The 24,990-nt window shown below is 62.9% G+C and carries 18 protein-coding genes and 1 pseudogene; 13 read left to right on the top strand and 6 right to left on the bottom strand.

What is annotated here, in order from left to right; genetic code table 11:
* Positions 1–64 precede the first annotated feature (64 nt).
* The 8 genes from KTQ36_RS07875 (at position 65) to dnaE (ending at position 11,945) form a co-directional block, all read left to right on the top strand.
* The gene (locus KTQ36_RS07875) at positions 65–1,675 is read left to right on the top strand and encodes a glycosyltransferase (RefSeq protein ID WP_218633136.1); all 1,611 of its coding nucleotides are present in this window, start codon (positions 65–67) and stop codon (positions 1,673–1,675) included.
* Positions 1,662–2,663, top strand: a complete 1,002-nt coding sequence (locus tag KTQ36_RS07870; protein ID WP_218633135.1) for a CgeB family protein — start codon at positions 1,662–1,664, stop codon at positions 2,661–2,663. The genes KTQ36_RS07875 and KTQ36_RS07870 overlap by 14 nt, the downstream gene beginning before the upstream one ends.
* 79 nt (positions 2,664–2,742) lie before the next feature.
* Entirely contained in the window at positions 2,743–4,389 is a 1,647-nt protein-coding gene (locus tag KTQ36_RS07865) for a serine hydrolase domain-containing protein (protein ID WP_218633134.1), read from the top strand.
* 286 nt (positions 4,390–4,675) lie between these two features.
* Positions 4,676–5,995: a proline--tRNA ligase gene (gene proS / locus KTQ36_RS07860; RefSeq protein ID WP_218633133.1), complete on the top strand. Its 1,320-nt coding sequence runs from the start codon at positions 4,676–4,678 to the stop codon at positions 5,993–5,995.
* The gene (locus tag KTQ36_RS07855; protein ID WP_218633132.1) at positions 5,992–7,242 is read left to right on the top strand and encodes a lipoprotein-releasing ABC transporter permease subunit; all 1,251 of its coding nucleotides are present in this window, start codon (positions 5,992–5,994) and stop codon (positions 7,240–7,242) included. The genes proS and KTQ36_RS07855 overlap by 4 nt, the downstream gene beginning before the upstream one ends.
* Positions 7,235–7,909 (top strand): ABC transporter ATP-binding protein, encoded by a 675-nt coding sequence (locus KTQ36_RS07850; RefSeq protein ID WP_218633131.1) that lies wholly within the window; start codon positions 7,235–7,237, stop codon positions 7,907–7,909. The genes KTQ36_RS07855 and KTQ36_RS07850 overlap by 8 nt, the downstream gene beginning before the upstream one ends.
* Positions 7,906–8,433 (top strand): hypothetical protein, encoded by a 528-nt coding sequence (locus KTQ36_RS07845; protein ID WP_218633130.1) that lies wholly within the window; start codon positions 7,906–7,908, stop codon positions 8,431–8,433. Before KTQ36_RS07850 ends, KTQ36_RS07845 begins: the two co-directional genes overlap by 4 nt.
* 59 nt (positions 8,434–8,492) lie before the next feature.
* Positions 8,493–11,945 carry a DNA polymerase III subunit alpha gene (dnaE, locus tag KTQ36_RS07840; protein ID WP_218633129.1) on the top strand — a complete coding sequence of 1,151 codons (3,453 nt, stop codon included), beginning with the start codon at positions 8,493–8,495 and terminating at the stop codon, positions 11,943–11,945.
* Positions 11,946–12,154: 209 nt separating this feature from the next.
* Here the strand turns inward: dnaE and mtgA are convergent.
* Together mtgA and KTQ36_RS07830 are read right to left on the bottom strand one after the other, a co-directional pair.
* Positions 12,155–12,781: pseudogene (gene mtgA, locus KTQ36_RS07835) on the bottom strand (monofunctional biosynthetic peptidoglycan transglycosylase); the annotation flags it as partial.
* A gap of 52 nt (positions 12,782–12,833) precedes the next feature.
* Positions 12,834–14,366 carry a hypothetical protein gene (locus KTQ36_RS07830; RefSeq protein ID WP_218633127.1) on the bottom strand — a complete coding sequence of 511 codons (1,533 nt, stop codon included), beginning with the start codon at positions 14,364–14,366 and terminating at the stop codon, positions 12,834–12,836.
* A 75-nt stretch (positions 14,367–14,441) separates the two neighbouring features.
* Here KTQ36_RS07830 and alaS point away from each other — a divergent pair, with 75 nt between their 5' ends.
* Positions 14,442–17,096 (top strand): alanine--tRNA ligase, encoded by a 2,655-nt coding sequence (alaS, locus tag KTQ36_RS07825; RefSeq protein ID WP_218633126.1) that lies wholly within the window; start codon positions 14,442–14,444, stop codon positions 17,094–17,096.
* Here alaS and KTQ36_RS07820 read toward each other — a convergent pair.
* Positions 17,093–18,850, bottom strand: a complete 1,758-nt coding sequence (locus KTQ36_RS07820) for a cation:proton antiporter domain-containing protein (protein ID WP_218633125.1) — start codon at positions 18,848–18,850, stop codon at positions 17,093–17,095. The two genes, alaS and KTQ36_RS07820, sit on opposite strands and share 4 nt — an antisense overlap.
* 82 nt (positions 18,851–18,932) lie before the next feature.
* Between KTQ36_RS07820 and KTQ36_RS07815 the strand changes: the two genes are divergently transcribed.
* Positions 18,933–19,160 (top strand): hypervirulence associated TUDOR domain-containing protein, encoded by a 228-nt coding sequence (locus KTQ36_RS07815; RefSeq protein WP_218633124.1) that lies wholly within the window; start codon positions 18,933–18,935, stop codon positions 19,158–19,160.
* Here the strand turns inward: KTQ36_RS07815 and KTQ36_RS07810 are convergent.
* Both KTQ36_RS07810 and KTQ36_RS07805 read right to left on the bottom strand, forming a co-directional pair.
* The gene (locus KTQ36_RS07810) at positions 19,157–20,767 is read right to left on the bottom strand and encodes a bifunctional GNAT family N-acetyltransferase/carbon-nitrogen hydrolase family protein (protein WP_218633123.1); all 1,611 of its coding nucleotides are present in this window, start codon (positions 20,765–20,767) and stop codon (positions 19,157–19,159) included. The genes KTQ36_RS07815 and KTQ36_RS07810 overlap by 4 nt on opposite strands.
* A gap of 19 nt (positions 20,768–20,786) precedes the next feature.
* Positions 20,787–22,007, bottom strand: coding sequence for an NADP-dependent isocitrate dehydrogenase (locus KTQ36_RS07805; protein ID WP_218633122.1), 1,221 nt, complete (start codon positions 22,005–22,007; stop codon positions 20,787–20,789).
* 135 nt (positions 22,008–22,142) lie between these two features.
* On the opposite strand from KTQ36_RS07805, the gene KTQ36_RS07800 reads away from it, so the two are divergent.
* Together KTQ36_RS07800 and KTQ36_RS07795 are read left to right on the top strand one after the other, a co-directional pair.
* A complete protein-coding gene (locus KTQ36_RS07800; protein WP_218633121.1) occupies positions 22,143–22,886 on the top strand; it encodes a phosphatidylserine decarboxylase in 744 nt (247 codons plus the stop codon).
* Entirely contained in the window at positions 22,883–23,686 is an 804-nt protein-coding gene (locus tag KTQ36_RS07795) for a CDP-alcohol phosphatidyltransferase family protein (protein ID WP_345777688.1), read from the top strand. Before KTQ36_RS07800 ends, KTQ36_RS07795 begins: the two co-directional genes overlap by 4 nt.
* On the opposite strand, the gene KTQ36_RS07790 is transcribed toward KTQ36_RS07795, so the two are convergent.
* Positions 23,655–23,894, bottom strand: coding sequence for a hypothetical protein (locus tag KTQ36_RS07790; protein ID WP_218633120.1), 240 nt, complete (start codon positions 23,892–23,894; stop codon positions 23,655–23,657). The two genes, KTQ36_RS07795 and KTQ36_RS07790, sit on opposite strands and share 32 nt — an antisense overlap.
* Positions 23,895–24,140: 246 nt before the next feature.
* Between KTQ36_RS07790 and rpsB the strand changes: the two genes are divergently transcribed.
* The gene (rpsB, locus tag KTQ36_RS07785) at positions 24,141–24,893 is read left to right on the top strand and encodes a 30S ribosomal protein S2 (protein ID WP_218633119.1); all 753 of its coding nucleotides are present in this window, start codon (positions 24,141–24,143) and stop codon (positions 24,891–24,893) included.
* The last annotated feature ends 97 nt before the right edge of the window (positions 24,894–24,990 follow it).

Here is a 24,990-nt window from a genome sequence, read left to right as displayed (position 1 = left end):
CGTGCCACTAGAGCAGTGATCGCTCGTCGGATCGACGGGCAATGACGGGCGTGAACTGGAAGCGATGACGAAAAGCCTGGTCCGGCGGATTCTCGATGGGGGGTCGAACCTGGTCAAATATGGCCGGGTCCGCCGTCTCGACATTCCTTCGCACCCGCTACGGTCGCATCTCGCCCCCATCACCGAGCGCGTACGGGCGCTTCGCAAGGACGATGCCGCGCAGCTGCGTGCATTACTCGATGCGCACGAACACGACTTTCTCGCGGCGGGCCACGAGGTGTTCCTCTGCTTCAATTTCTATCATGCCGGTGCACTGGAGAAGGCCGCGCGTTACGCGGAGCGACTTGATCCTTCGAAAATCGCGAAAAAGGAACAGGCGTTCGTTGCGAACATCCTGTTCGAGTGGCGCGCGCTTCAAAGGATGCGTGCTGGGAACGCTCCGATCGAGGTTGCCGAACGGAGCCTCTCAACGTCCGTAGACCAAGAACGCATCCGGTCTCTCTATCTCGTTGCCTCGAGCCTTCCCCACATCGTCAGTGGCTATACGCTTCGGTCCGATGCGATCGTCGGCACGCTCGAAAATAGCGACGCGGTCGATTTCGTGCCCGTCGCCCGGCCAGGTTTCCCGATGGATCGCCATGACAGGTTAAGCATGGCCAACAATGGTGGCTCGTCTTTCGCGACGCTTGATTCCGAACGAGCGTATCAAGGCGATTTGGAAATCTATCTCGACGGTGCGATCGACAGCCTGGAGCGCTTCGCACGCTCCAACGACATCCAACTGGTCCACGGGGTCTCGAACTATCGCAACGGCGCGATCGGCCTAGTGTTGGCGCGAAAAATGGGGGTGCCTTTCATCTACGAAATCCGCGGCCTTTGGGAAGAGACCGCCGACACGAAGCGGAAAGGCTGGCGCCATACCGAACGTTTCGAATTCGAGCGATTGTTTGAGAAGTTCCTCTTTCGCGAAGCCGACGGCATTTTCTGCATCAACGAAGCGGTCCGAGCGGAACTGGACGACCAACGACGGTCCAACGTCGCGGTATTGCCCAACTGTGTTCGCGCCGAGCTCGTGCGCGAGCCCGTGTCGCGTAAAGCTGCGTCGGATAAGCTGACGATCGGCTATATCGGCTCGATCCTCGAGTATGAGGGTCTCGACACACTTTTGGGCGCGATGGCGGTCCTGCGAGACGAGGGCCTGCTCGTCGAACTCGATCTCTATGGGCGAGGGCAATATGCCGAAACGCTCAAACAGCTCGCCAAGAGCCTGAAGCTACAGAAACAGGTTCGCTTTCACGGCTTGGTCGAACCCGACATCGTCCCGTCGCTCTACGACCGGTTCGATCTTTGCGTCTTCGCGCGCAAGCCATATCGGGTGTGCGAACTGGTGACGCCGCTCAAACCGGTGGAAGCGATGGCGAACGGCGTACCTTGCCTACTTTCCGATGTCGCGCCGATGCGCGAAATTGCAGAAGATGGAAGCGCCATTTTCGTGAAAGCCGGGGACGTCATGTCGCTGGTCGGAGCGATCCGAGATTTCGCTGCTCTGACTGCGCGAGATCGCCTTGCGATCGCTTGCAAGGCAAAGGAGCGGGTCGAGCGTCATTACACATGGGAATCGCAGGAAGAGACGGTTGTCGATGTCTACCGGAAGGCATTCGATGAACGGGGGTGAGTTCGCGAATCTTCGTGTGGCGCTGATTGCAGACGACCTGACGCGCGAATGTCTCGAGCAGGAATGCCGGGTCGCAAACGTGACGCCTTTCAACGCCTGGGCGGTCCTGCACCTATGGAAGCCCGACCTCCTGTTCGTGGAATCGAGCTGGAAGGGGAGGCGGGAACGTTGGCGCTACAAGATCGCCGCATATCCGGATCATCCCAATCGTTCGAACCGGACGCTTGCGAAAGTCGTCGCCATGGCGCGCGATCTCGATATTCCCTGTATCTTCTGGAATCGCGAAGACGGCGTTCACTTCGACCGCTTTATCGACAGCGCGAAGCTGTTCGATCGCGTGCTGACGGTCGATGACACGATGGTGCCGCGCTATCGCGAGGTCCTCGGGCCCGACGCCAAAGTCGATGTGATGATGTTCGCGGCATCCTCGGCGCTTCATTTTCCCAAGCCAGTGGAGAAAGAAAAGCGCGCGGCGTTCGTCGGCAGCTATTCCTCCCACATCCATCACGATCGCCGCGCCTGGCAGGACATGATGTTCGAGGCGAGCCGCGATCTTGGCCTGACCGTCTATGACCGAAACAGCGACCGAAAGCCGGACCACTACCGCTTTCCGGACCTGCCATGGATCGAAGTCAGACCCGCCGTGCCTCATCGCGCAACGTCCGACATCTACCGGCGCTTTGCGGTCAATTTGAACGTCAATACAATCACTGGGTCGACCACAGCCTTCTCCCGGCGGCTGGTCGAAATACTCGCTTGCGGCGGTGTCACAGCCACCAATCCCACGCCTGCGGTAGAGCAACATTTCGGGGAGTATTGCGAGGTCGTCTCCGACATTGATCATGCCGAGGCCTATCTCGGGCGGATCGCTCGCGACGGGCTGACGACGCAAGATATCGAGCGCGCAGGGGTCGCGTCCGATTACGTGCTGACCCATCACGTCTGGACGAACCGGGTCGCGCAAATCGTCGACTTTGCTGCAATCTAGTGAGAAAGGCATTGTTAGCCCTTGATGGCTCGAACTGTATTACTTAAGTGATACGGCATATCAGAGGGAGAGTCCGAACGTGCTTACCATTTCCATCGCTGCATCGCTTGCGCAGACAGGCGCGGTGCCGCCCGATTTTGCCCAGCGCGCCGAGCAGATTCTTGAGGCCGCTTATGACGAAAACGCGCCCGGCGCAGTCGCGATTGTCGTCGATGACGGGCAGGTCGTGTTCGAAGCAGGTCATGGCCTTGCCGATGTCGAAGCTGGCACGCCGATCACACCCGATACGGTCTTCCGCTATGCATCGATTACCAAGCAGTTCACCGCCGCGACTATCATGCAGCTCGTCGCGGAAGGGAAGATTTCCCTCGACGCGCCGCTTAGCGACTATCTGCCAGAATATCCGCAGCCCGGCGCCTCGGCGACGGTCCGCCAATTGCTCAACCACACGTCGGGCATCATGAGCTACACGTCGATGCCGGGCTTCATGGACCCCGAAAATACCGCCAAGCCGATGACGACGGCGCAGATGATCGACTATTTCGACGATGCCGAGATGCCCGCCGAGCATGGCGCTCGGCTAGCTTATAACAACAGCGCCTACATTCTGCTCGGCGCGATCATCGAGCGCGTGACGGGGAAGAACTGGGACGCGGCGATCCGCGAGCGCATCGCCAACCCGATCGGACTGACGAGCCTTACCAGCGGTGTTTATGAGGCCGGGATCGAAGGCATGGCCAAAGGTTATAGCCTCGATGATGGGGAGGTCGTTCCCGCACAGACCATCCACATGTCACTTCCCCACGCCGCCGGTGCGCTGATTGGCACGGTTGGCGATCTGGCGACCTGGGCCGAGGCGCTTCACTCGGGCAAGGTCGTGGATGCCGAGCGCTATGCCGAGATGATCGCACCGACCCAGATGGCGGACGGGAGCACGACCCCGTTCGGCTTCGGCCTCATGAATGCGGAGGTGCGCGGTGCCGCTACCATCGGGCATAGCGGCGGTATCTTCGGTTTCTCGACCGACAGCCTCTACATCCCCGAAGAAGACGTGTTCGTCGCGGTCCTCGCCAATTCGAACAGTCCCAAGACCGATCCCAGCTTCGTGACGCGACAACTCGCCGCTCTCGCGATCGGAAATCCTTTCCCCGAATATGAGAAGCAGCCGCTCGACCTGGCAGCGCTCGAAGGGTTCGAGGGGCGTTACGAGTTCGATGACGCCGTGCGCGACCTCCGGTTGAAAGACGGCAAACTCTTTTCGCAGCGCGAAGGCTCTGGCGCGCTCGAAGTCTTTCACGCCGGCGATGGGATCTACTTTTACGGTCCCGACAGCGCGACCTTCTTCAAGCTCGCCCGCAATGATGAGGGAACGCCCGTCATCCGCTTCCACAGCGATGGCGCGGAAACGGCCAGCGTCGGAACCCGTATCGGCGATGCGCCCAAGGGACCCGAGTATCTCGACGTCTCGACCCTCGATGTCTCGGGCCTGATCGGCACCTACGTCTGGCCCATCGGCGAATTCACCGTCTCGCAGGACGACAAAGGCAATGTGCTGGGCCAGCTGGCGGGGCAGGGGCAGGCACCGATGCAGCCGGTCAGCCTCACCGAATGGCACGTGCCGCAAGTCGGTGCCGTACTGACTTTCACGATCGAGGATGGCCAGGCGACCAGCCTGAAGCTCAACCAGCGCGGCGGTGAACTCGAAGGCCCGCGCAAGCAAGACTAGACGCAAAAAAGCCCGGGCAGTGGAGGTGCCCGGGCTTCTCTTTTGCGTGACGATTGCTCGTCAGCCCCCAAAGGATGCGGCGATCGGAAGAGCGAGTTCGCGATTGCGCGCCCGAGCTTGCTAGGTCAGCCGACAGCGATTCGTTAAGGGGGAATCTGCGACAGGGCGAGACATTTGGGCGACGCTGTGGTTAATCTGCAACGCGTGTCGTGACCCGATATCCGCGCTTGCCCGCCACCAGAGGCCGCCCTAGGGAGTTCGAAACCCTCTAGACGGAGTTTCTCCCTTGCGCCTGTCCCGTGCCTTCCTCCCCGTCCTCAAGGAAAGCCCCTCCGACGCCCAAATCGTCAGCCACAAGCTGATGTTGCAGGCGGGCCTCATTCGCCAGACCAGCGCGGGGATCTACGCCTGGCTGCCGCTTGGCCATCGCGTGCTGCAGAAGGTCGAGCAGATCGTGCGCGAGGAGCAGGATCGCATCGGACAGGAAATGCTGATGCCGACGATTCAGCCCGCCGACCTGTGGAAGGAAAGCGGCCGCTACGAAGCCTACGGCCCCGAAATGCTGCGCATCGAGGATCGCCACGGTCGCGAGATGCTTTACGGCCCCACCAACGAGGACATGATCACGGCCCTGTTCCGCGACGATGTGAAATCCTATCGCGACCTGCCGCGCATGCTCTACCATATCCAGTGGAAATTCCGCGACGAAGTCCGTCCGCGCTTCGGAGTCATGCGCGGGCGCGAATTCCTGATGAAGGACGCCTACAGCTTCGACCTTGACGAGGAGGGCGCGAAGAAGAGCTATTATCGCCAGCTGCTCGCCTATCTGCGGACCTTCCGCCGGATGGGGATCAAGGCGGTGCCGATGCAGGCCGACAGCGGACCCATTGGCGGCAAGCTCAGCCATGAGTTCCTGGTGCTCGCGCCGACGGGCGAAAGCGAAGTCTTCTACGACGCGGCGTTCGACGAGATGGACCTCGAGCGCGAAGGTCTGTCCTATGAGGACGATGCCGGGCTCGAGGCGTTGTTCGAGGAAGTCACGAGCCACTACGCCGCCACCGACGAAACGCATGACGAGGCGCGCTGGGATGCGGTCGCCTCCGCCGACCAGCGCACCGGACGCGGGATCGAGGTGGGGCACATCTTCTACTTCGGGCCCAAATATTCTGAGGCGATGGGGCTCAAGGTGTCGGGCAAGGACGGCGACATGGTCACGCCGATGATGGGCAGTTACGGCGTCGGCGTCTCGCGCCTCGTCGGGGCGATCATCGAGGCGAGCCATGACGATAACGGCATCATCTGGCCCGAAGCAGTGGCTCCCTGGAAAGTCGGGCTCGTGACCATGCGCGCCGATGATGCAGCGACGGTCGCTGCAGCCGAGGACCTTTACGCCAAGCTCGATGCCGCAGGGGCGGAAACGCTTTATGACGACCGCGACGAGCGCGGGGGCGTGAAGCTGGGCGGCATGGACCTGATGGGGCTGCCCTGGCAGGTCATCATCGGCCCGCGCGGGCTCAAGAATGGCGTTGTCGAAGTCAAGAATCGGCGGACGGGGGAACGCGAGGAATTGACCCCCGAAGCTGCGCTGGCCAAGCTCACCGCATGATCCTGTCCTCCTACGAACGCATGGCGGCGCGGCGCTATTTGCTGCCGCACAAGGGCGAGGGGTTCATCTTCGTCGTCGCCGGCTTCTCGGTGGGCGCGGTCGCGCTGGGCGTCGCGGCGCTCATCATCGTCATGAGCGTGATGAACGGGTTTCGCGCCGAGCTGTTTGACCGGATTGTCGGGCTCAATGGCCACGCGCTGGTGCAGGGTTATGACGGGCGGCTTTCGGACTGGGAGCGGATCGCCGACGAGGCGAAGCAAATTCCTGGCGTCATTTCCGCGCAGCCGCTGATCGAGCAGCCACTGATGGCGACCGCCAACGGACGGGTCGAAGGCGTGCTGGCACGCGGCAACCGCATGTCGGACTTGCGCGAAAGCCCTATCATTACCGACAATGTCATTGCCGGAACGCTCGATGAGCTTGAACCCGGTAGCGGCAATGTCGCCATCGGCGCGCGGCTCGCCGACCTGCTCGCCGCCTATCCGGGCAGCGAAATCTCGTTGATCAGCCCGGATGGCCGGCCCACGCCAGTGGGGACGGTGCCGCGCATCGTAACTTATCGCGTCGCAGCGATCTTCGAGGTGGGCGTCTATGATTTTGACAAGGCGTTCGTGGTCATGCCGATGGAGGATGCGCAGACCCTCCTGATGATGGGCGACGACGTCGCGATGGTCGAATTGGAAGTTGACGATCCCGACAATGTCGCGACGGTGCTTAGAGCGCTTCAGCCCAAGGTCGTGGGCGAAGGCGTGTTGGTCGATTGGCGACAGATGAATACGGCTTTGTTCGAAGCGCTCGAGATCGAGCGCATCGCAATGTTCGTCGTTCTCTCGATCATCATTCTCGTCGCCGCCTTCAACATTGCCAGCTCGCTGATCATGCTCGTCCGATCAAAGCGGCGAGACATTGCGATCTTGCGCACCATGGGAGCGACCCGCGCGGCGATGACGCGCATCTTCATGACCGTCGGCCTGACAATCGGCGCGGTAGGCATCCTGGCCGGCATCGTCCTTGGCGCGATATTCCTGTTCTTCCGCCAGGGCGTCGTCGACCTCATCCAGAAATTGTCGGGACAGGACCTGTGGGATCCCAGCGTCCGCTTCCTTTCCGAACTGCCCTCCAAGACCGATCCGGTCGAGGTCGGCGCGATCATCATCCTGACGGTGCTGCTCGTCTTCCTCGCGACGCTGTTCCCGGCGCGCAAGGCGGCGGCGACCGATCCGGTGGAGGTGCTGCGTTATGAGTGAGCCGGTCCTCGCCACCCACGACCTGCGCCGCAGTTTCAGCCAAGGCGGAGTGACCATCAATGTGCTCCGCGGGGTCGAGCTGACCATCCGCCCGGGCGAGATCGTCGCGCTGCTGGGCCCCTCGGGCTCGGGCAAGTCGACGCTGCTACAGGCGGTCGGTCTGCTCGAGGGCGGGTTCGAAGGGTCGATCCGAATCAATGGTGTCGAAGCATCGCGGCTCGACGGCGACGAACGCACCCGGCTGCGCGCGGACACACTCGGCTTCGTCTACCAGTTTCACCATTTGCTGCCCGATTTCGACGCGCGTGAAAATGTCGTGCTGCCACAGCTCATCGCCGGTGCGACGCAAGACGAGGCCATCGCGCGCGCGGATGAATTGCTCACGCGGCTCGGGCTTGCCGAGCGCCTCGACCATCGTCCTTCGAAGCTGTCGGGCGGGGAGCAGCAGCGGGTCGCGGTGGCGCGCGCGTTGGCCAACCGACCTCCGCTGGTGCTGGCCGACGAGCCCACGGGCAACCTCGACGAGAAAACCTCGGACCGCGTGTTCGATGCCTTCATCGAGCTGACTCGGCAGGAAGGCTCGGCCGCCCTCGTCGCCACGCATAACGAGCGTCTTGCCGCACGCATGGACCGCGTCGTTCGCCTTCACGAGGGAGTGTTGTCATGATCGCAGCGATTGCCCTGACTCTCGTCATGCAGGACGCGAGCGCGTCGCCTCCATCCCCGCCACCGCCGGCATGCGAGGGCGAAGCTCATGCTGCGTTCGACTTCTGGGTGGGAGAATGGGAAGTCTCGCCCAATAGCGACGGCGCCGCGCCGGTGGCGCATAGCCGGATCGAAAAGGTCGCCGCCGGTTGCGGCGTGCGCGAAACCTGGATGCCGTTCCGCGGCCCGCATGGTGGATCGCTCAATGGTATCGGCGCGGACGGACTGTGGCATCAGCGCTGGATTGGCGGCAGCGGCGTGATGGTCGACTTTCGCGGTGGGCCGACCGACGACGGCAGAATGGTGCTGACCGGCAATTGGGCGGGCGCTGCCGGTCCGGGCAGCAATCCGCTGATCCGGATGACCTACACGCTGCAGGACGACGGGTCCGTGCGCCAGCATGGCGAGCAGTCGCTCGATCATGGCGTGACGTGGAGCAACAGTTTCGACCTCATCTACCGTCCGAAAGCTGCTTCCGAACAATAAGTTGGGGATAAGTCGCGCCGACCCCTTGCGATGCATGGCGAGGGTGGCAAAGTGAGCTCATGCCTTACGTCCCGCTCCGCGTTTTCTCCTCCTTCTCGATGCTGGAAGGCGCGATCGAGCCCAAGGCGATCGCGAAGCTCGCGGCCAAGCTCGGTTTTCCGGCCATCGGCCTGGCCGACCGCAACGGGCTCTACGCGGCGATGGGCTTTTCCGACGCCTGCCTTGGCGTGGGCGTCCAGCCGGTTGTTGGAACCCTGCTGGGCGTCAAGCGGCCCGAGGGAATGGGGCAGGAAGGCGTCGATTTTCTTGCCCTCTATGCGCAAGACGAGACCGGTTACCTTAACCTGTGCAAGCTCGTGTCCGCCGCGCATCTCGACCGGCCGATCCATGAGGCTCCCCATGTCGACCTCGACCTGCTGCGGAGCGCGAGCGAAGGACTGATCTGCCTGTCTGCAGGTGCGGAGGGCGCGGTCGCCAAACTGTATGCGGATGGGCAGGCGGATAAGGCGGGCGACTATGCGCGCGCGATTGCCGCCATCTTTCCCGAGCGATTCTATATCGAGTTGTCGCGGCGAGGGGATGCGGTCGAAGAAGCCGCCGAGGAAGCGTTACTCGACCTCGCTTATGGCGAGAATTGGCCGATCGTCGCTACCAACCCGGCCAAATATGACACGCCCGAGTTCCACGCCGCGCACGATGCGATGTTGTGCATCGCCAGCTCCAGCCAGGTCGACAATCCCGACCGAGTGACCAGTTCGCCCGAAACATGGCTTAAGCCTGCCGCAGAAATTGAGAAGCTGTTCGAGGACTTGCCCGAAGCGATCGCCAATTCGGGCGTGATCGCGCAGCGCTGCGCCTATGCCGCGCCCAAACGTCGACCGATCCTGCCGACCATCTCCGATGATGAGGATGCGACGCTCCACCGCCTCGCGCACGAAGGTCTGCAGGCGCGGCTCGAAGGCAAGTCGGAGGAGGAAAAAAAGCCCTATCTCGAGCGGCTCGATTACGAGATCGACATCATCCAGCGGATGGGCTTTTCGGGCTACTTCCTCATCGTTGCCGACTTCATCCAGTGGGCCAAGGACAATGATATTCCGGTCGGGCCGGGGCGCGGTTCGGGTGCGGGCAGCGCGGTGGCGTGGAGCCTGCTCATCACCGACCTCGACCCGATCGAGCTCGGCCTGCTGTTCGAACGCTTCCTCAACCCCGAACGTGTGTCGATGCCGGACTTCGACATCGATTTCTGCGAAACGCACCGCGACAAGGTCATCGCCTACGTCCAAGGCAAGTACGGCCGCGACAAGGTGGCGCAGATCATCACCTTCGGGCGATTGAAAGCGCGCGCGGTGCTTAAGGATACGGGCCGCGTGCTGCAGATGAGCTACGGTCATGTCGACCGTCTCGCCAAGCTGGTGCCAAATCTTCCCGCCGACCCGTGGGACCTGAAGCGCGCGCTCAACGGCGTCAGCGAGTTGGCGAAGGAGGTCGGGGAAGACGAGGACGTCAAACGCCTCTTTAATCTTGCAACCAAGCTCGAGGGACTTCCGCGCCACAGCTCGACCCACGCGGCGGGCGTGGTGATCGGCGACCGCCCGCTCGACCAGCTGGTTCCGCTCTACCGCGATCCGCGCTCCGACATGCCGGTCACGCAGTTCGACATGAAGCATGTCGAGCAGGCGGGACTAGTGAAATTCGACTTCCTCGGGCTCAAGACCTTGTCGGTGTTGAAACAGGGGCAAAGGCTGCTCGAAAAGCGTGGAATCCACGTCGATTATTCAACTTTGCCGTGGGACGATCCCGCGGTGTTCGAACTTCTGAAGCGCGGCGATACGGTCGGGGTGTTCCAGCTCGAATCGGAGGGCATGCGCCGCACGCTCGCCGCTGTGCGGCCGACCAATTTCGGCGACATCATCGCGCTCGTCTCGCTTTACCGCCCCGGCCCGATGGACAACATTCCCCTGTTCGGAGATCGCAAGAACGGGCGCAAAGAGATTGAATATCCTCATGAACTCCTGAAGAACGTGCTCGCCGAAACCTACGGCATCTTCGTCTACCAAGAGCAGGTGATGCAGGCCGCGCAGGTGCTGGCCGGCTACAGCCTCGGCGACGCGGACTTGCTGCGCCGCGCGATGGGCAAGAAGATCCAGGCCGAGATGGACAAGCAGCGCGCGCGCTTCGTCGAGGGGTGCGAGCGGATCAACCAGATCCCCGCGCAAAAAGCCAATGAACTGTTCGACTTGATCGACAAGTTCGCGGGTTACGGTTTCAACAAGTCGCACGCCGCCGCCTACGCGCTGGTCGCCTATCACACGGCCTGGCTGAAGGCGCATCACGCGCCCGAATTCTACGCGGCGTCCATGTCGTACGACATGAACCAGACCGACAAATTGGGCCTGTTTGTCGAGGATGCAAGGCGGGCAGGCGTGCCGGTGACGCCGCCAGCGATCAACGAGGCGCTGGCCGATTTCGACGTCCAGCCTGATGCCGACGGCACACTCGCGGTGCGCTACGCGCTCGGCGCGCTCAAGGGCGTGGGCGAAAAGGCGATGGAGCAGCTGGTCGAAGAGCGCGAGGCGAACGGGAAGTTCGAAAGCCTCGACGACTTCGCAGCGCGCGTCGATCCCAAGCTGCTCAACCGTCGACAGCTCGAGGCGCTCGCCGCGGCCGGCTCGTTCGACGCGCTCGAAGCCAACCGTGCGCGTGTCCATGCGGCGGCCGACACGCTGCTCAAACATGCCCAGTCGGCGGCGGGCGAGCGCGAGAGCGGGCAGGGCGGCCTGTTCGGTGGTGAGGAGACGAAGGACATTGCCTCGATACGCCTTCCCGAAGTCGAGTGGAAGCTGGTCGAGAAAATGACGGCGGAGCGCGACGCGTTCGGATTCTACTTCTCCTCGCATCCTGTCGAGGCGCAGCGCCACGTGCTTGGTGCGCACGATCCCAAGCAATATGCCGATGCGATGTTGATGCCGCCTCCGTCTGCAGAAGGCGGGCGCCGTAGCATCAAGATGGCGGCGATGGTGGAAAATGCCCGCTGGCGTACGTCGGCGCGTGGCAATCGCTACATGATGGCGCAGATGAGCGATCCGTCGGGACAGTTTACCGCGATGGCGTTCGACGACGACGCGACCGCGGCGATCGAAGAAGCGGCCAAGACCGGCGAGTGCGGGTTGATTGGCGCCGAGCTCGACTACAAGCCGGGCGAGGACGAGCCGCGCGTCACGGTGAAGAGCTTCCGTCCGACAAGCCAGCTGTCGGAGCGACAGCGGCTGAAGATGACCGTGCGCCTGCGCGATGTCGGGGATCTTGCGACGTTGCAGGAGCATCTGGCGCTCGAAGGGCGCGGGCGGGTCGACGTCATCGTCACCCTTGCGGACGGGCGTGAGGCGACGCTGCTGCTGGGCCGCGAATATATGCTCGATCCCGACCGGGCGGATCGCCTCTCAAGCCTGTTGGGTGAAGAGAGTGTCACGCTCGAGGCCGATACGCCGCCGGGGCTGCGCCTCGTCAGCTAGGCTTCGGGCGGGGGCATCTCGGTTGGCGGTTCGGCCGGCGGCGTTTCCACCGGTGCCGGATCGACCGGGTCGGTGGCGGGCTCTTCGATCGGCGGCTCGACTCCGGGCTCGGCAGGTTGCGGTTCGACAGGTTGTGCGGGACGCGGTGTCGGCGTTGGGTCGGGTTGCGGCTGTTCGGGCGTGTCCTGGTTCACGGGCGCTTCTCCTTTCTCGTAGACACACGCATCGAGGCCGTCTCGTTCCACCACGCCTATCCGAGCTGCGATGGTCGACCCGTAGCGTGCGGTGAACCCAGTCGGGTTGCGCCCTGGTCGCTCCTTTGGAAGCGGCAGTACCGCCGCGATCGCCGCCGCCTCGCGTCGCGACAGGCTGGACGCGTCCTTGCCGAAATAGCGCTTGGCGCCTTCGGTCACGCCGTACGTGCCGATGCCTGTCTCGGCGACGTTGAGGTAGACCTCCATGATCCGCCGTTTCCCCCAGATCTTCTCGATCAGGAAGGTGAAATAGGCTTCGGCAACCTTTCGAGGATAGCCGCCGCCCTGCCATAGGAAAACGTTCTTCGCGGTCTGCTGAGAGATGGTGGAGCCGCCGCGGATGCGTCCGCCCTCGGCGTTTCGGCGACGGGCCTCCTCGATCGCTTCCCAATCGAAGCCTTCGTGTTGGCAAAACTTGCCATCCTCGGCAGCAATGACCGCGCGCACCATGTCGCGGTCGATCCGCTCGATCGGCTCCCAGTCGCGCGTGATGCCATTGTCATCCATGAGCATCGTCGCGGTCCAGTAGGGCGGGACGAAGCGATAGAAGAGCACGGCAACGATGCTAGACAGGAAGAGCATCAGCCCGAGCCACACGGTCCAGCGCAATAGCCGACGGCCGATGCCGCGCTTCCTAGTCTGCGACATTTCCGCTCATCGCCATCGCAACCGGATCGAGCGGGCGGACATCGAGCGCTCGCTCGATTTCCTGTTCAGCGCCCTCGATGTCGCCCATCGCCAGCTTGGCGGCGGCGGTTTCGCGGCGGACCGGGAACCACCATAGCGGCGGATCGGCGAGGAACTTGTACGGCTCGCCCTCCTGGATCTCGGCTGCTTCGAGGAACAGGTCATAGGCGTCTTCGTTTCGCCCCTCCATCATCGCGATGCGGCCCGACAGGACGCGATAGGCGATATCGAGCGTCTGGTTGGCAAGCAGTGAGAAATCTTCGCGTTTGCGTTCACCGACACCCTCGGGCGGCATTTCCGCCAATTCGGCTTTCACCCCTGCAAGATCGCCGGCGCGGGCCAGCGCTTCGCCACGAGCGTAATGATACAATGCCTTGAGGAAAGGTAGTTTCGGCGCCTCGAGCGCCATCGTCTCGTCGAGCGGCAGATAGCGTGAGGCAGCGAAATAGCCGGCACCCGCTACGGTCTGGAGATAGAAGCCCGCTTCTTCGGCATCGCGGCTATGCTCGATCAGCGGTAGGCCCAGTTCGAGCGCGGTCTTTGCATCATCCGCCATCAACGCCCCTCCCAGCCCGAACACGACATTGTGGACGTGATAAGGGAGATCCCAGACGCCCTCGTTAGGGTTCATGCCTAGCGCCTCGGCTTCCGAGATGCCGATATTGACCGCCGCGAGATTGACGTCGGCGGCATCCTGGTAGCGCCCGACCCAGTAGAAGACATGGCTTGGCATATGGACGAGGTGGCTGGCCTTGGGCGCCAGCACCGGAAGTTTTTCGGCCACGTCGATGCTGGCCTCCGGGATGCCGGCAACTTCGGTCGCGTGGACGTAATAGTGGATCGCCCCGGTGCTGTCAGGGTCAAGCACCATCGCCCATTCAAGATAGGGCAGGACGGCCTTGCCGAGCGCGGAAAAATCGAGGTCGCCGCTCATCGGTTCGTTCATGATCGCCGCTGCGGTCAGGGTCTGGACCTTCTCGACGCGTGGATGTTTCACCGCGAGGTGGCGCATGGCATTGGCGTAGCGAAGGTCGCCTTCGCTTCGTCCTCCCCCGTCATAGTCGCGATGCTCGAGCGCCGCGATCAGGTCGCGCTCCAGCTCGGTACCGTTGGCAGCTGCAAGATCCTTGGCCCGCGCTGTCTTGAGACGGTTTTCCTCGGTCCGTTCGGCGTCGACGGTGTAGTTGATTGTCGGCCCCGACAGGAGCGCGTCAGCCCACAGGCACATGGCGCAATTCGGGTCGAGCTCGACGGCCCTTCGCGCCGCGTCGATCGCTTTCTGGTGCGCGAAAGCGTGCCCCAGCTCCATCGCGTTCGAGAAATAGGCCTGCGCTTCGGGGACGTCGGTGGTGATCTCCCATCCGCCATTGCCGTAGCCATCGAGCAGCGGCTGCGGCCCGTCCATCGACGAGGCATGATGCTGGGCGAGGGCGGGCGTCGCCATCAGGCAGGCCCCTGCGAGGAGAGCGGATCGAAGCATGAATGTCCCCCTTTCGATTGTCCTGATCGATTATCACTTCTTGCCGCGATGCACCATCGCCACTAAGTCGCCCCTATGACCTCGACCAACGACATTCGCCGCGGCTTCCTCGACTATTTCGCCTCGCAGGGACACGAGAAGGTGCCGAGCGCGCCGCTCGTGCCGCACAACGATCCGACCTTGATGTTCGTCAATGCGGGCATGGTGCCGTTCAAGAATGTGTTCACCGGGCTCGAGACGCGACCTTATTCGACCGCGACCAGTTCTCAGAAGTGCGTGCGCGCTGGCGGCAAGCATAATGACCTCGACAATGTCGGATACACGGCGCGCCATCACACTTTCTTCGAGATGCTCGGCAACTTCTCATTCGGCGACTATTTCAAGGAGCAGGCGATCACCCATGCGTGGACGCTGTTGACCAAGGAGTGGGGGCTACCGGCCGATAAGCTGACCGCGACCGTCTATCACACCGATGACGAGGCGTTCGATCTCTGGCGAAAGATCTCGGGGCTGCGCGAAGAGCGGATCATTCGCATCCCGACCAAGGATAATTTCTGGGCGATGGGTTCGGACGGGCCGTGCGGGCCGTGTAGCGAAATCTTCTACGATCATGGCGACCATATCGAAGGCGGACCTCCGGGCAGTCCGAACGAGGATGGCGACCGCTTCGTCGAGATCTGGAACCTCGTCTTCATGCAGTTCACGCAGGAAGCGGACGAAATCGTCGGCGACTTGCCCAAGCCCAGCATCGATACCGGCATGGGGCTGGAGCGGATCGCGGCGGTGATGCAGGGCGTGCACGACAACTACGACACCGACCAGTTCAAGGCGCTGATCGCGGCATCGGAAGAACTGACGCACACCAAGGCGGAGGGCGAGCAACAGGCGAGCCATCGCGTGATCGCGGACCATTTGCGCTCGTCCAGCTTCCTCGTTGCCGACGGCGTGCTGCCCGCAAACGAAGGCCGCGGTTATGTGCTGCGCCGGATCATGCGCCGCGCGATGCGCCATGCGCATATTTTGGGCGCGAAGGACCCGCTGATGCATCGCCTGGTGGGCGAGTTGGTGTCGGAGATGGGCGCTGCCTATCCCGAGCTGGTCCGTGCGCAGCCGCTGATCGAACAGACGCTCGAGCAGGAGGAAGTGCGCTTCCGTCGCACGCTCGCGAACGGGCTCAAGCTGCTCGACGAAGCGAAAGCAGAAATGGGCGATGGCCAAAAGCTCCCGGGCGAGACCGCGTTCAAGCTTTACGACACGTACGGCTTCCCATTCGACCTTACCGAAGACGCGCTTCGCCGCGAGGGGCTCGAAGTGGACCGGGACGGGTTCGATGCCGCGATGGCCGAGCAGAAGGCCAAGGCGCGTGCGGCCTGGAAAGGCTCGGGCGAGCAAGCGTCTGACGACCTATGGTTCGATCTTGCCGACACGCACGGCGCGACCGAGTTCGTCGGCTATCAGAGCGATGATGGCGAGGGCATCGTCCAGGCGATCGTGAAAGACGGCAAGACGGTAGACAGCGCGGCCAAGGGCGACGAGGTGCATATCGTGCTCAATCAGACGCCTTTTTACGGCGAAAGCGGTGGGCAGGTCGGCGACGCCGGCACGCTGGCGAGCCTGTCGGGCTTTGCCGGCACCGTTACCGATACGTCCAAGCCGCTGGGCAAGCTTCACGCGCTCCTGACCAAGGTCGAGGCAGGCGAGGTGAAGGTCGGCGACACGATCCAGCAGCATGTCGACGCCGACCGCCGTACCAAGACGCGCGCCAATCATAGCGCGACGCACCTGCTTCACGCAGCGCTGCGCGAACGGCTTGGCAGCCATGTCACGCAGAAAGGAAGCCTCGTGGCACCCGACCGCCTGCGCTTCGACTTCTCGCATCCCCAGGCGCTGACGCCGGACGAAATCGCGGCGATCGAAGCCGACGTGAACGAGGAAATTCGCGCCAACGAAACGGTCGACACCGCACTCATGGCGCCCGACGACGCCGTCGAGGCAGGCGCTCTCGCGCTGTTCGGCGAGAAATATGGCGACGAGGTCCGCGTCCTGTCGATGGGTCGCAAGACCGATCGCCACTACAGCGTCGAGCTGTGCGGCGGCACGCACGTGCGTGCCACGGGCGACATCCAACTGTTTAAGATCATTGGCGAGAGCGCTGTGAGTAGCGGCGTTCGCCGGATCGAGGGGCTGACTGGTGCTGCTGCAAAGGCGTGGCTCGACGAGCGCGACGCCAAGCTGCGAGCGGCGGCGGCGAGCCTCAAGGCCGCGCCCGACGAAGTGCCCGACCGGATCGCGGCGCTGGTCGAGAATGCGCGCAAGCTGGAACGCGAATTGGCGGAAGCCAAGAAGGCGCTCGCCATGGGTGGCGGAAGTGCCGAAGCGGCTGCGGGTCCCGACGATATCGGCGGCAAGCCATTCCTCGGCCGGGTGGTCGAAGGGCTCGAGCCCAAGGAGCTGCGTCCGACCATCGACCAGATGAAGCAGCAGCTCGGATCGGGCGTCGCCGCCTTGGTCGCGGTCAATGACGGGCGCGCGAGTGTCGCGGTCGGCGTCACCGACGACCTCAAGGGTGATATCGACGCAGTTGCGCTTGTGCGTGCCGCTGTCGAAGCGCTGGGCGGCAAGGGCGGCGGTGGCCGCCCCGACATGGCGCAGGGCGGTGGACCGGACGGCGACAAGGCCGACGAGGCGCTAGGTGCGGTGAAAGCGGCGCTGGAAAGCGTGTCCGCCTAGGTCTCGGCTTCGCGCCTACGACCCAGGCTCGGCTCAGTCGTCAGATTGCCTTCCTGCATGATCTGCTCACGCAGGTCGGAGCGTTTCTGGTGGATGCTGGCGGTGACCGGTCCCATCGCCAGGCCGATATCGACCAGCACGGCTTCCGAAAGCTGGAGCGATGCCTCGAGCGCTTCGGGGACCGCGTCTGTCACGCCTGCCTTGTAGAGTTTTGCCGCATGCTCGCTGTCGCGAGCGCGGGCGATGATGGGCAAGTCCGGGTGGGCATCGCGAATATTCTTGGTCAGCCGCGCGGTGAGCACCGGATCGTCCATGGTCATGACGAGTGCGGCGGCCTTGTCGAGCTCGAGCCGGTCGGTGAGCTCGGAGCGTGAGACGTCTCCGTAAAGCACGTCATAACCTCGCGCACGGGCAGCGGATGCGCCGTCAATGTCGCTATCGATGGCGAGATATAGCCGGTCGTGTTCTTTGAGCATGTCGGCGACCATCTGCCCGACGCGACCGAAGCCGAAGATGACCGTACGCCCCGCCGCGCTCTCATGCTCGGCGGCCTCTGCCATTTCCTGTCGTTCGACGCGGCGCGCGGCGTAGCGTCCGAGATTGGCGAGGAAAGGCGTGATCGAAAGGCCGAGCGCACAGACCGCCGACCAGAATGCGACCGTGTCACGGGTCAACACGCCCGCCGCGCCTGCAGCGCCCAGCACGATGAGCGTGGTCTCCGATGGGCTGGCCATCAATACGCCGGTTTCCGCCGCGGTGCCGCGCCGTGCCCCCGCGCCATAACGGAGCAGCAGGCCGGTCACGATCGCCTTGACGACGATGACGCCAAGCAGGGCGCCGACCAACAGCGTCCATTGCTGTGCGATCTCGCTGAGGTTGATCTGCATGCCGATCGTGATGAGGAAGACGCCGAGGCCGAGACCCTTGAAGGGTGCGGTCATTACTTCGACTTCGCTGTGATAATCGGTTTCGGCAATGATCAGGCCGGCGAGCAGCGCGCCGAGAATGGGCGAGAGCCCGACCGCGCTGGTGGCCGCGGCGGCCAGGATCACCGTCAGAAGGCTGATCGCGAGAAACACTTCCGGGCTCTTGGTGCGCGCCGCCTGCGCGAATAAGGAGGGCAGGGCAAAGCGACCGATGAGCAGCATCGCGACGATCACGAGTGCCCCCTGTATCGCGACGTCCGCGAGCCCATCGACATCGGCCCCGCCGACCGTTCCGAAGAAGAACAGCATCGGCACCAGCGCCACGTCTTCGAACAGAAGCATGGCGAGCGCAGCCTTGCCGACCGCGCTCTTGGTTCCGGCGATAGGTAGCACCAACGCCGTCGAGCTCATTGCGAGGGCGAGGGAAAGGGCAGCGGCACTTTTGGTCGGCCAATCAAGCCAGATCAGGAGGCTGCCGATGATGAAAGCGGTACCGAGCAGCTCTGCGGCCCCGATCCCGAACACCATCTTCCGGAGTGTCCAGAGACGATTGAAGCTGATTTCCAACCCGATCGCGAAAAGGAGCAGGATGACCCCGAAGTCCGCAAATGGGGTGATCGCTGCCGGGTCCTGGATCGTGAAATGCTGGAGCCAGGTCACGTCGCTCGATAGTGCGCCTAGCCCGAACGGTCCTGCGATGATTCCGACAAGGATGAAGCCGATGATCGGGTTGATCTTGAAACGGGCGAAGGTAGGGATCACGATCCCAGCCGCGCCGAGAACGACGAGGGCGTCACCAAGAGTTGAAGTGTCGAATTCCCCAGCCATGTCGCCCTTCAATCACGATGAGGCGCTGCTGTCACCAGAACAATTGCGGATCGCAACGCGTTTTCTCCCCAAGGAGAAGAGTATGAGCAACGATTTCCATCGCGGTGACATCGTCAGCTGGAACACCAGTCAGGGTAAAACCAAGGGTCATGTCATCAAGCGGCTGACCGAGAATTGCACGATCGACGACTATGACGTGAAGGCCTCGGAGGATAATCCCAAATATCTGGTCGAAACGTGTGAGACGGAAGAGCGCGCTGCGCACAAGCCCGATGCATTGACGTTGGTGGAAAGTTCCGACGTCGGTTAACCGCCCCCGGCGGTCTTGGTCCCGATGGGGTCCTTGCGAGGGGTCGATTTGCCGTGACTGCCGCGCTTGTCCCAATTGATGTCGTAAAGATCGAAGCGGCGGTCGGCGAGGTTGCGAACCGTCCCTTCGGCCCGCGCCCAAGACAGGTCGGCAAGGTTGACGTCGCTGATCGTGAGCGTTTCGACATTCTCGGTCGCTTCGGCCGCGATTCCATCACGCGCGAAGGGAAAGTCGCAGGGCGTCAGGATGCACGACTGGGCATACTGAATGTCCATGTTGTGGACATTGGGCAGGTTGCCGACATTGCCGCTCATCACGACGAAGCACTGGTTCTCGATCGCGCGCGCCTGGCAGCAGTATCGCACGCGCAGATAGCCCTGCCGACTGTCGGTGCAGAACGGCGTGAAGATAATTCGCGCGCCCTCGTCGACGAGACGGCGGGCGAGCTCGGGAAATTCGCTGTCGTAGCAGATGAGCACCCCAATCGGGCCGCAGTCCGTGGGGATCGCATCGATGTCGTCGCCGCCCTTGATGTTCCACCAGTATCGCTCGTTGGGGGTCGGGTGGATCTTCTCCTGCTCGTGGACCGCGCCGTCGCGCAGGCACACGAATGCGACGTTCTGGATGTCGCCATCCTCGGTGAGCGTGGGGTGCGAGCCGCCGATGATGTTGATGTTGTACTTCATCGCCATCTCGGAGAAAGCGTCGCGGATGCGCGGCGTGTATTCCGACAGGCGCTCGATCGCCTGCTGGGGAGAGAGTTCTTCCTCCTCGAACGAGAGCAGCATCAGGGTGAAGAGTTCGGGGAAGAGGATGAAGTCGGCCTCGTAGTCGGAAGCGACGTCGACGAAATAGCGGACATTGTCGACGAACTCGTCGAAATTCTCGACGCTCCGCGCCTGCAACTGGCAGGTCGCGATGCGGACATTCTCGACCCCGCGCGGTAGGCGAAACTTCTTGGGTTGCTCGCGGTCGACGTAGGGGTTGCGCCAGACCATGTGGATCGCGGTGCCCATCGAGGCCTCGTCCTCGCGCAGGTAGCGCGGGAGCACGCCGATCGGCTCATACCCGTTGGCGAGTTGGAAGCGGATGACGGGATCGTGCAGGTCGCCCGCGATCACCTTGTCGAGATAATCCTGCGCGCCCTCGACCTTCTTGCGATGGCGGCGGTAGTTGGGCATCCGGCCGCCGAAGGCGATGCCGGTAAGCTCGAGCTCTTCGGCAAGCTTGCGGCGCGCTTCGTAGAGTCGGCGACCGAGCCGCGTGCCGCGCACGTCGGGCGACACGCACAATTCGTAGCCATAGAGCCAGTCGCCGGTCGGATCGTGGCGCGTCCCGGTGCCGCCGCCGGTGATCTCGCGCCAGGTATGCGGCGCGAGCGCGATCTGCCCCCCGATCCGCATCGAGGCGCAATAGCCGACGATCTCGTCGTCCAGCTCGGCGACGAAGCAGCCTTCGGGATAATTGTTGATCTGGCCGCGAATTTCGCCTGCGTCGTAAGGAATGAAATCCTTGTAGACACGTGCGGCGAGCGCGACGATCGCAGGGATGTCGGTCCGCCGGGCCTGACGGACTTCGAGGCGGGACTTGGTTTTCTGTTTGACCATGTCCCGCCTCTTTAGCCGTTTAGGCCCAGTTGGCCATTTCCTTTTCGAAGTTTTGGACGATCGCTTCGAAGAACTGCTCGGTGGTCATCCACGCCTGGTCGGGGCCGATAAGGATCGCGAGGTCCTTGGTCATCTGACCGCCTTCGACGGTCTCGATGATCACGCGCTCGAGCGTTTCGGCGAACTTCACCACCTCGGGCGTGTCGTCGAACTTGCCGCGATACATGAGGCCGCGGGTCCACGCGAAGATCGAGGCGATCGGGTTGGTCGAGGTCGCCTTGCCCGCCTGGTGCTGGCGATAGTGACGCGTCACGGTGCCGTGCGCGGCTTCCGCTTCGACCGTCTTGCCGTCGGGCGACATGAGGACGCTGGTCATCAGGCCGAGCGAGCCGAAGCCCTGCGCGACCGTATCCGACTGCACGTCGCCGTCATAGTTCTTGCAGGCCCAGACGAATTTGCCCGACCATTTGAGCGCCGAAGCAACCATGTCGTCGATCAGGCGGTGCTGATACTCGATGCCGGCCTTCTCGAACTTGTCGGCGAACTCGGCGTCGTAGACCTCCTGGAACAAGTCCTTGAAGCGGCCGTCATAGGCCTTGAGGATGGTGTTCTTGGTCGACAGGTAGACCGGCCATTTGCGGTCGAGGCCATAGTTCATGCAGGCACGGGCAAAGTCGCGAATGCTTTCGTCATGGTTGTACATGCCCATGGCGACGCCGCTCTCGGGAAACTGGTGCACTTCCTTCTCGATCACCTCGCCGTCTTCGCCGACGAATTTCATGGTCAGCGTGCCGGGGCCCGGGACGAGGAAATCAGTCGCGCGATACTGGTCGCCGAAGGCATGACGGCCGACCACGATGGGGTCGGTCCAGCCCGGGACGAGACGCGGCACGTTGTCGATCACGATCGGCTCGCGGAATACGACGCCGCCAAGAATGTTGCGGATCGTGCCGTTGGGCGAACGCCACATCTTCTTGAGGTCGAACTCTTCGACGCGCTGCTCGTCGGGGGTAATCGTCGCGCACTTCACGCCAACGCCATATTGCTTGATCGCGTTGGCAGCATCGACGGTGATCTGGTCGTCCGTCTCGTCGCGCTTGGTCACCGAGAGGTCGTAATATTTGAGGTCGATATCGAGGTAAGGAAGGATCAGCCGCTCGCGGATCCACTTCCAGATGATCTGGGTCATTTCGTCGCCGTCAAGCTCGACGATCGGGTTCTTTACCTTGATTTTCTGCATCGGTTTCCCTGCTCGAATGTGTGTGTTTTGTCAGGCGCGGCTCTAGGGCGCAGCGCGGCGCTTGGCAACCGGCCTGCGCTTCCATGCATTGATGACACGATTGTGTCGGATGCGAGACGACCCTAAGGGAGCTTCATGTCAGAAATTCAAAATCCCGATAGCCAGCTGACCGCGGTCAAATGGCGCTTCCCCGCGGTTCACGAAGAAGGCCGTAAATTCGTCGTCATCGCGGCTTTCATCACCGTGTTCGTTTATTGGCTGCTGCCCAACTCAATCGAAGAGATCGCATGGCTGCTTGGCGGCGTGACCATCTGGGTGGCGGCCTTCTTCCGCGACCCGGTGCGCACGACGCCGGTCGACCCCAAGCTGATCGTCGCGCCCGCCGACGGGCTGGTGACGATGATCAAGAAGGGGCCGCCGCCGCCGCAATTGGCAGGTGAGGGCGGTCTCACTGACCCCGAATATACGCGCGTGTCGATTTTCATGAGTGTGTTCGACGTTCATATCAACCGCACCCCGATTGCGGGGACGGTGAAGCGCATCGAATATGTCGAAGGCAAGTTCCTGAACGCCGACCTCGACAAGGCGAGCGATGACAATGAGCGCCAATATTTCCTGATGGAACGCGAAGACGGTCTCAGGATCGGCTTCACCCAGATTGCCGGCCTCGTCGCGCGTCGCATCCTCGCCACCGTGAAGGAAGGCGACGAGCTCAATGCCGGCGACCGTGTCGGCCTCATCCGCTTCGGCAGCCGCGTCGACGTCTATCTCCCGCTGGGCACGGGTTCGAAAGTGCTGCTCGGACAGCGCACGATCGCGGGCGAGACCATTCTTGCCGAGCTTGGCAAGGATAATGCCGTCGCGGGACGCAGCCAGTGAACGGGGTCAGCCAGCACGAACCCGAAGCCAGTCGTCGCCACGGCCTGCCGTTTCGCGCCCTCGCGCCCAATGCCATCACCGCGATGGCGCTCTGCTTCGGCCTGACCGGCGTCCGCTATGCCGTGTCCGCCTCGTTCGGCGGGCCGGTCAACCATTGGGAGATCGCGCTCGGCTGCATCGTGCTTGCGGGCGTGCTCGACGGGCTCGACGGACGCATTGCGCGATTGTTGCGCGCCCAGAGCCGCTTCGGGGCCGAACTCGACAGCCTCGCCGACAATATCGCGTTCGGGGTCGCGCCCGCGCTGATCCTGTTTCTCTGGTCACTGCAGGCGGCACCGCGTTTCGGGTGGATTGCCGCCCTGGCGCTCGCAGTCTGTTGCGCCTTGAGGCTCGCACGCTTCAATGCGCGCATCGATGCCGATGACCAACCGCACAAATCCGCCGGATTCAATACCGGGGTGCCCGCGCCTGCGGGGGCGGGGCTCGCGTTCACGCCCGTCTATCTCTGGCTGATCACCGGCAACGACGTCTTCCGCGAATGGGTAGTCGTGATGCCGTGGGTCTTGTTCATCGCTGCGCTGATGATCTCCAACGTCGCGACCTATAGCTGGTCGTCGATCCGGCTGCGATCGAGCTATCGCATCTTCGCGCTGGCTGGGGTCGGCCTGCTCGCCGCGGCCTTGATCACCAACCCGTGGCTGACTCTACTGGGGATCTGCGCGCTATATCTCGGCCTGCTGCCGTTCAGCATAATGAGCTACATGAAGGTCAAGCAGCGGCGCGCCAGCCGAGGCGGCTAGTCGCCATAACGACGGTCTTGCGCGCTTCGCCGCGCGACTTCCAGCGGACGCTGACGACGGTCTGGTCGCCGACACCGTGCGAGGCCAGGCTGTCGCCCGCCCACGCGGCGCGCATCTTGTCGCTGTTGGCGTGAACCATCTCGAACAGGCCCCATACGAGCGCCGCACCGGTGGCGAGGAAGAAGAGAGCGGGCATCAGCATGGTCATCGTACGGGGCCTTTCGCGTCAAATCGGATCGGCTTTGTTCCACTTCCGTTCCATCCTGTCAATCCCCTTTTGTTCTCATTCGTTCTCATTTGTTCCAAAAACGCCTGCTGCAGTGCACAAGGGGTTGTAACGACAGGCGCTTTTCGCTAGAGGCGCGCCATTCCACAGGCGGTGCCAACATACCGGTGCCGGAGAAATCCGGTCATTACGGCCCGCCGAGGACAAACCGGGATAGGAGAATGACCCATGGCGGCACCCGTCGTCACGATGCAGCAATTGCTTGAGGCCGGCTCGCACTTCGGCCACCAGACCCACCGTTGGAATCCGCGTATGAAGCCGTACATCTTCGGCGCGCGCAACGGTGTCCACATCATCGATCTTTCGCAGTCCGTGCCGCTTTTCGCGCGTGCGCTCGACTTCGTTCAGCAGACGGTCGCTCGCGGCGGCAAGGTGCTGTTCGTCGGCACCAAGCGCCAGGCGTCGGACGTGATCGCCGAGACTGCAGCTAGCTGCGGCCAGCACTACGTCAACCATCGCTGGCTGGGCGGCATGCTCACCAACTGGAAGACGATTTCGAACTCGATCCGTCGTTTCAAGGCGCTCGAGGAACAGCTTTCGGGTGACACCGCCGGTCTCACCAAGAAGGAAGTCCTCCAGCTGACCCGCGAACGCGACAAGCTCGAAAAGAGCCTTGGCGGGATCCGCGACATGGGCGGCCTGCCGGACGTCATGTTCGTCGTCGACACCAACAAGGAAGATCTCGCGATCAAGGAAGCCAACGTTCTTGGCATCCCCGTCATCGCGATCCTCGACTCGAATTCGGATCCGAACGGCATCGCCTTCCCGGTTCCGGGCAACGACGACGCCAGCCGCGCCATCCGTCTCTACTGCGAGGCGATTGCCAACGCTGCCAACTCGGGCCGCGGCGACAACGCCGCCGCTTCGGGCAAGGACGTCGGCGAGATGGAAAATCCGCCGGTCGAGGCCGCGACGGCGTAAGGCGAACCGGCCTTCAAATTCGGGCGACGCACCCCATATGGGGCAGCGAACCCATGACAATCTGACGGGGGAGGGGATGGCGAGAGCCATGCCTTCC

The organism is Sphingomicrobium clamense (genome assembly GCF_019264355.1).
Classification (GTDB): domain Bacteria; phylum Pseudomonadota; class Alphaproteobacteria; order Sphingomonadales; family Sphingomonadaceae; genus Sphingomicrobium; species Sphingomicrobium clamense.
The sequence above is the reverse complement of the archived record's forward strand: the minus strand, read 5'-3'. Positions and strand labels throughout refer to the sequence as shown.